This is a genomic window from Methylobacterium sp. WL116 (assembly GCF_008039455.1).
Taxonomy (GTDB): domain Bacteria; phylum Pseudomonadota; class Alphaproteobacteria; order Rhizobiales; family Beijerinckiaceae; genus Methylobacterium.
In genome coordinates, this window is record NZ_VRUV01000245.1 from 1 (window position 1) to 6,766 (window position 6,766).

Below are 6,766 nucleotides of genomic sequence, written 5' to 3' on the forward strand. Positions count from 1 at the left end.
GCGCCCAGCCGCAGGTCCAGGCCCCGATGCCGCCGGCCCCGCGGGTCCAGGCTCCGGTCGCCCCGACCTACCGCCCGGCGCAGGGCAACCTCGACGCGCAGGGCCGCATGGCGCCCCAGCCGCGGATGATGGACGACGACCAGCTCGAGATCCCGGCCTTCCTCCGCCGGCAGGCCAACTGATCCGACGCTCACCGAGACCCCGCGGGCGAAGGCCCGCGGGACTTATTCGCGCGATTCGCCGCCCGGCCGGGATGCCGCCCGGGCGCCTGTCGCACCGCAGCATGGATCCGCCGCTCCGCGAGGGCCGGCGGGTTCTTTCGTCGTTCCGGGCGCCGTTTCCGGTCCCGTCGCGCGGCCTCGGACCCGGTCATGGTGCCTCGAAGACACAGCGCGCCGCGGTTGTAGAGGGCTTGTTAACCATTCGTTAACATGTTGCACTGGAACGATATTCCCGAGATCGCGGCGCAAGCGTGTCTGTAACACAGCGTAAGAAAGCGTGATTTGGCCGTGCTGTGCGCCGCAGCTATAAAAATCTCGGACCAACGAATAGCGGCGCGGTTTTCGGACCGACGCCGCACGCAGGGGCTTCAAGCAGCGGACGGATCGGAAGGCGTCGTCACCACGCGAAATGCGGGGTGGCGTGGCCGGATCGCGGCCGAGGGCTAAGGAATGCGGACGAACCAACAAACAACCCTCAAGGGCGCGACCGTGCTGAGCGGCATCGGCGTCCATTCCGGAAACCCGGTTGCGATCACGCTGCGCCCGGCTTCTGCGAACCACGGCATCGCTTTCCTCCGCACCGGAATGGCCTCCGGCAACGACCGTCTGATCAAGGCCCACCACGCCTGCGTTTCCGCGACCGAGCTCTGCACCGTGATCGGCGACGTCGAATCCGGTGCGGTCGCCACGATTGAGCACCTGATGTCCGCCTTTTACGGCCTGGGCGTCGACAACGCGCTGGTCGAGATCGACGGACCGGAAATGCCGATCCTCGACGGAAGTGCGCTCCCCTTCGTCAAGGCGATCGACGCGGTCGGCATCGCGCAGACCGGCACCGCCCGCCGCTGGATCAAGGTGCTGCGCCACGTCCGCATCGAGGCGGGCACCGCCTTCGCCGAGCTGCGCCCGATCGACCGGGGCTTCCGCCTCGACGTCGAGATCGATTTCGAAAGCCCGGTGATCGGCCGCTCGCGCAAGGCGATGGACCTCACCGCCGCCGCCTACCGCCGCGAGATCGCCCCCGCCCGCACCTTCGGCATGATGAAGGACGTGGAGCGCTACTGGAAGGCGGGCTTCGCCCTCGGCGCCTCCCTCGAGAACACCGTCGCCGTCGGCGAGACCGACGTGGTCAATCCGGAAGGCCTGCGCTTCGCCGACGAGTTCGTCCGGCACAAGTTCCTCGACGCGGTCGGCGACCTCGCCCTCGCCGGGCTGCCGCTCCAGGGCGCCTACCGCTCCTATTGCGGCGGGCACCGCATGAACGTCGGCATCCTCGAGGCCCTGTTCGCCGACCGTGCGAACTACGCGATCGTCGAGGCCCAGGGCACCCGCCGCGAGACCGCGCTCGCCGAGTTCGGCGCCGGCCTCGGCATCGCCGCCTTCGCCGGCGACCTCTGAGATCTCTCCGGCAAACCGCCTGCCGCCCGCGGGCGATGTGGCCTGCAAGACACAGCCGCCCGCCGATCTGCGCGGGCGTGGAACCGCCGCTTTCATGCCCGAATCTGGCGCCACGGTGAATCGTCCGTGAAGAGCGCGGCAGTCCGGGATGCGGTGGCACCTCGGACCCGGTAGAGTGCCGGCGCCGACACGACGTCACGATGGCTCAACGGCGCGCTGCGACGCAGGACGCGCCCGTTCGGGGGAAGAACCGCCAATGCCTGTCACCCTTCGGACCCGCGGAGCGGCGGCGGCCGTGCTCATCACCGCCTTCGGCCTCGGTCTCGGCGGCTGCGACGCGCTCGACCCGACCAACCTGTTCGCCGACAAGTACAAGCCCGAGGTCGTGCAGGACACGCCGGCCGACAAGCTCTACAGCGAAGGCTTGGCGAAGATGGAAGACAGCGACTACGAGGGCGCCGTCAAGAAGTTCGATTCGCTCGACAAGCAGTACGCCTATTCCGACTGGTCGCGCCGCGCGCTGCTGATGACGGCCTACGCGAACTACGAGGGCCAGAAGTACGACGACGCGATCACCGCCTCGAAGCGCTACCTGCAGCGGCACCCGGCGAGCAAGGACGCGGCCTACGCCCAGTACCTGATGGCGATGTCGCAGTACAAGCAGATCCCCGACGTCACCCGCGACCAGGACCGGTCCGAGAAGGCGCTCGTCGCCCTGCAGGAGCTCGTCCAGAAGTATCCCACCTCGGAATACTCGACCGACGCGAAGGCCAAGATCCAGATCACCCGCGACCAGCTCGCCGGCAAGGAGATGGAGGTCGGGCGCTACTACCTCGAGCGCCGCAACTTCCCTGCCGCGATCAATCGCTTCCGCGACGTGGTGAGCAAGTATCAGACGACGCGTCACGCCGAGGAGGCGCTGGAGCGGCTGACCGAGGCCTACATGGCGCTCGGCATCACCGCCGAGGCACAGAACTCGGCCGCCGTGCTCGGGCACAACTTCCCCGACAGTCCCTGGTACAAGGACGCGCACGCCCTCCTGCAGAACGGCGGCCTCGAGCCGCGCGAGGAGAAGAGCTCGTTCCTCAGCAAGATCTACTCCTCGGTGATGGGCCGCACGGCCGCCGCCCAGTAGGCCGCCCGCGCATCACGACCGGACGCGACTCGCGGGCGGGGCTTCGGCTCCGCCCGTTTCGCATTTCGGGGGTGCGGTCGGCCCGGCATCGGCCTACATGACGGCTTCGTATTTCCCTTAAGTTTGGGTTGCCCGGCCGGACGACGGCCGGCGCCCCGGAGGCTCGAAGGCGCGGCATGCTGGTGCAGCTCGCGATCCGCGACATCGTCCTGATCGACCGGCTCGACCTGAACTTCTCCGGCGGGCTCAGCGTGCTCACCGGCGAGACCGGCGCGGGCAAGTCGATCCTGCTCGACGCGTTCAGCCTGGCGCTGGGCGGGCGCGGCGACGGCTCCCTCGTGCGCCACGGCGAGGCGCAGGGCGGCATCACCGCGGTGTTCGACGTCGGACTCGACCATCCCGCCCGGCGGATCGCCGCGGAATCGGAGATCGACACCGAGGGCGACCTGATCCTGCGGCGCACGCAGATGGCCGACGGGCGCACCCGCGCCTTCGTCAACGACCAGCCCGTCGGCGTGCAGGTGCTGCGCGCGATCGGCGCGGCCCTGGTCGAGATCCACGGCCAGCACGACGACCGCGCGCTCGCCGACGTCACCACGCACCGCGCCATCCTCGACGCCTTCGGCGGCCTGAGCGGCCCGCTCGACGCGGTCGCGAAAGCGGCCAAGACCGTCCGGGTCGCCCGCACGACGTTGGCCGAGCATCGCGCCCGCGTGGAGACCGCGCGCCGGGAGGCCGACTTCCTGCGCCACGCGGTCGAGGAGCTGGCGGCCCTCGATCCGAAGCCCGGCGAGGAGGCGACCCTGGCCGAGCGCCGCACCGTGATGCAGCAGAGCGAGAAGGTCGCGCGCGAGCTGAACGACGCGCTCGCCGCCGTCGGCGGCTCGCATTCGAGCGTGCCGCAGCTCTCCTCGGCGATCCGCAAGCTCGAGCGCCGGGCGGCGCAGCTGCCGGCTTTGGTCGAGCCCTGCGTCGCGGCGCTCGACGCTGCCCTCGTCGCCCTCGACGAGGCCCGCGCCGTCCTCGACGCGGCGGTGGCCGAGGCCGAGTTCGACCCGCGCGAGCTGGAGCGGGTCGAGGAGCGGTTGTTCGCCCTGCGCGCGGCCTCGCGCAAGTACGACGTCGCCGCCGACGACCTCGCCGCCCTGCGCGAGCGCTACGAGGCGGATGTCGCCGCGATCGATGCCGGCGAGGAGGCGCTCGCCGGCCTGGAGGTGACGCTGCAAACGGCCGAATCGGCCTACGCCAAGGCCTCCGAGAAGCTCAGCGCGGGGCGTCGGCGCGCGGCCAAGGCGCTCGACGCCGCCGTGCAGGCCGAGCTGCCCCCGCTGAAGCTCGAGCGCGCCCGGTTCATCACCGAGATCGTCACCGATCCCGAATCGCGCGACGCCGCCGGCATCGACCGGGTCGCGTTCTGGGCGCAGACCAATCCCGGCACCAAGGCCGGCCCGATGATGAAGGTGGCGTCCGGCGGCGAGCTGTCCCGCTTCATGCTCGCCCTCAAGGTGGTGCTCGCCGACAAGGGCTCGGCGCCGACGCTGATCTTCGACGAGATCGACACCGGCGTCGGCGGCGCGGTCGCCGACGCGATCGGCGCGCGGCTGGCTCGGCTGTCGCAGGACGTGCAGGTGGTGGCGGTGACGCACGCGCCCCAGGTCGCGGCGCGCGCCGGCACGCATTTCCTGATCGCCAAGGACGCGGTGAAGGGGGCTGGCCGCGTCGCCACCCGCGTCGCCTCGCTCCCCGTCGCGGCCCGCCGCGAGGAGATCGCCCGCATGCTCGCTGGCGCCACCGTCACCGACGAGGCCCGCGCCGCCGCCGCCCGCCTGCTCGAAGGCGCGGCGGTCTAGGATCAGATACCGATGAGCGCGCAGAACGGTCGGTTAAGGTTAATCCCTCCTTAACCATCCGGACCGACACTGTTGGGATCCGGTGGCGAAACCGATTCGCGGACGCCGGCGCTTCCATGTTCCGGGGGGACCATGCATCAGGCCGCAGCCAAGTTCGAAGTCCTCGCGTCGCATCGCAACGGCGCCAGCGTCGACACCCATCATCTCGGCCAGACCCTGCGCACCGTCTACGAGGGCAGCGTCGACAAGCAGCCGATCCCCGATTCCCAGGTCGACCTCCTGCTGCGCATGCGCCAGAAGGAGCGCGACCGCCGCCGCAGCGCCTGAGGCTGGGAGGCGGCCCGCACGCGGCTCGCCGCGGGGGACGACCCGTCGATCGTGGGGCGAAGTGGCGAGGTTCGCCCGATCGCCGCGAGACGCGGGACCCAGCCGAGACAGGCTACCAGCGGCGGGCGCCCGGGCGACGCTGGTATTCGGCCGCGCGGATGCGCGTCAGCACCCGGTCGAGGCTCATCAGCATCGACGCCTCGTCGGCGCGGGCCCGCTCGGCCTCGCCCGGCTCCGTGCTGAAGTTCTGCCGTGCCTTCGCCAGCGCCAGGTCGCGCTCCAGGGCCTCGCGCTCGGCGTGGAGCGCCTGGTAGGCGTGGTCGTCGGGGAGCGGCGCACGCGTCGGCGCCGCAGGCGAATCGTGGGACACGGGATCGACCTTCCGATCCGGCGAGTTGCGGCGGGATGCTCGCGACAGGGCCCGGATCGCAATGAGAACGCGCCAACACCGTAAAGCGTGCCATCGCCACAGCATTCGCCGGCCGCGTTCGCGCTCGCCTCGAGCCCTGGTTGCGCCGTGTCATGTGGCTGTCATCTGCGTGCCCTAACGGCGGCGGTGTCGAGCGATGCGGCCGCGGCCGCCGGGTCGCCGGGTGGCCCGCGCGAATGCGAACGCGCGGATCGCGCTGCCCGGCACGCTCGACGGATGACGGAGATCGATGTGAAACCCTTCACCTACGCGCTCGCCCTCGGCCTCGCGACGGCGCAGCTCGCCTTTCCGGCGCTCGCCGCCGACATCACCGGCGCCGGTGCGACCTTCCCGTTCCCGGTCTATTCCAAGTGGGCGGAAGCCTACCGCAAGGACAGCGGCACCGGCCTGAACTACCAGTCGATCGGCTCTGGCGGCGGCATCAAGCAGATCCAGGCCAAGACGGTCGATTTCGGCGCCACCGACGCGCCGCTGAAGGGCCCCGCCCTGGAGAAGGACGGCCTCGTCCAGTTCCCGACCGTGATGGGCGGCGTCGTCGCCGTCGTGAACATCCCCGGCGTCGAGCCGGGCAAGCTCAAGCTCACCGGCGACGTGATCGCCGACATCTACGCCAACAAGATCACCAAGTGGTCGGACCCGAAGATCGCCGCGCTTAACGAGGGGCTGAAGCTCCCCGACGCGAACATTACCCCGGTCTACCGCTCGGACGCCTCGGGCACGACGAACATCTTCACCACCTATCTCAGCCAGGTCTCCGAGGGCTGGAAGAAGGAGTTCGGGGCCGCCACCACCGTGAGCTGGCCCGCCGGCCAGGGCGGAAAGGGCAACGAGGGCGTTACCGCCACCGTCAAGCAGGTCCCGAACGCCATCGGCTACGTCGAGTCGGCCTACGCCAAGCAGAACAAGCTCAGCTATGCGCTGATCCGCAACAAGGCCGGCAAGTTCCCGCAGCCGGACGACAAGGCGTTCCAGGCGGCCGCCGCCAGCGCCGACTGGAAGAGCGCGCCCGGCTTCGGCATCACGCTCACCGACCAGGCCGGCGACGACGCCTGGCCGATCACGGCGGCGACCTTCATCCTCGTCCACAAGGAGGCCGCCGATCCGGCCAAGTCCGCCGACGTGCTGAAGTTCTTCGACTGGGCCTACAAGAACGGCGACAAGCTCGCCTCCGACCTCGACTACGTGCCGCTGCCGGACGCCGTCGTCGGCCTGATCCACGAGGAGTGGAAGCAGGTGAAGGGCAAGGACGGAAAGCCCGTCCTCGGCATGTGAGGCCGAACCCGCGGGGCCGCACGCGGCCCCGCGGCCGATCGCGACGAGCGGACGGCCCGCGCGAAGCGCGAGGGCTGCCCGTTCCCCGAGCGGGCGCAGCGTCCTCGCCGGATCTCGCCCGCGCGTCCGGCCC

Annotated in this window: 6 protein-coding genes and 1 pseudogene; 6 read left to right on the top strand and 1 reads right to left on the bottom strand. The window is 70.5% G+C overall.

Annotated features, from left to right (window positions below; all coding sequences use genetic code 11):
- From FV223_RS16830 to FV223_RS16850, 5 genes and pseudogenes are all read left to right on the top strand, one after another.
- Nucleotides 1–182, top strand: a pseudogene (locus tag FV223_RS16830) (cell division protein FtsZ); the annotation flags it as partial.
- A gap of 489 nt (nucleotides 183–671) precedes the next feature.
- Complete coding sequence (lpxC, locus tag FV223_RS16835; RefSeq protein WP_147728110.1) at nucleotides 672–1,619, top strand: UDP-3-O-acyl-N-acetylglucosamine deacetylase; 948 nt, start codon at nucleotides 672–674, stop codon at nucleotides 1,617–1,619.
- A 256-nt stretch (nucleotides 1,620–1,875) separates the two neighbouring features.
- Nucleotides 1,876–2,754, top strand: coding sequence for an outer membrane protein assembly factor BamD (locus tag FV223_RS16840; protein WP_147728111.1), 879 nt, complete (start codon nucleotides 1,876–1,878; stop codon nucleotides 2,752–2,754).
- Nucleotides 2,755–2,930: 176 nt separating this feature from the next.
- Nucleotides 2,931–4,604: a DNA repair protein RecN gene (gene recN, locus FV223_RS16845; RefSeq protein WP_147728112.1), complete on the top strand. Its 1,674-nt coding sequence runs from the start codon at nucleotides 2,931–2,933 to the stop codon at nucleotides 4,602–4,604.
- A gap of 132 nt (nucleotides 4,605–4,736) precedes the next feature.
- Nucleotides 4,737–4,931, top strand: coding sequence for a hypothetical protein (locus tag FV223_RS16850; protein ID WP_147728113.1), 195 nt, complete (start codon nucleotides 4,737–4,739; stop codon nucleotides 4,929–4,931).
- A gap of 112 nt (nucleotides 4,932–5,043) precedes the next feature.
- Here FV223_RS16850 and FV223_RS16855 read toward each other — a convergent pair whose 3' ends face one another.
- On the bottom strand, nucleotides 5,044–5,301 hold the full coding sequence (locus FV223_RS16855) for a hypothetical protein (protein ID WP_147728114.1): 258 nt from the start codon (nucleotides 5,299–5,301) through the stop codon (nucleotides 5,044–5,046).
- A gap of 291 nt (nucleotides 5,302–5,592) precedes the next feature.
- On the opposite strand from FV223_RS16855, the gene pstS reads away from it, so the two are divergent.
- Nucleotides 5,593–6,633, top strand: a complete 1,041-nt coding sequence (pstS, locus tag FV223_RS16860; RefSeq protein WP_147728115.1) for a phosphate ABC transporter substrate-binding protein PstS — start codon at nucleotides 5,593–5,595, stop codon at nucleotides 6,631–6,633.
- The last annotated feature ends 133 nt before the right edge of the window (nucleotides 6,634–6,766 follow it).

Excerpts from the sequence above, each read along its gene's own strand:
- lpxC (WP_147728110.1), top strand. The coding sequence starts at position 672 with ATGCGGACGAACCAACAAACAACCCTCAAGGGCGCGACCGTGCTGAGC.
- FV223_RS16840 (WP_147728111.1), top strand. The coding sequence starts at position 1,876 with ATGCCTGTCACCCTTCGGACCCGCGGAGCGGCGGCGGCCGTGCTCATC.
- recN (WP_147728112.1), top strand. The coding sequence starts at position 2,931 with ATGCTGGTGCAGCTCGCGATCCGCGACATCGTCCTGATCGACCGGCTC.
- FV223_RS16850 (WP_147728113.1), top strand. The coding sequence starts at position 4,737 with ATGCATCAGGCCGCAGCCAAGTTCGAAGTCCTCGCGTCGCATCGCAAC.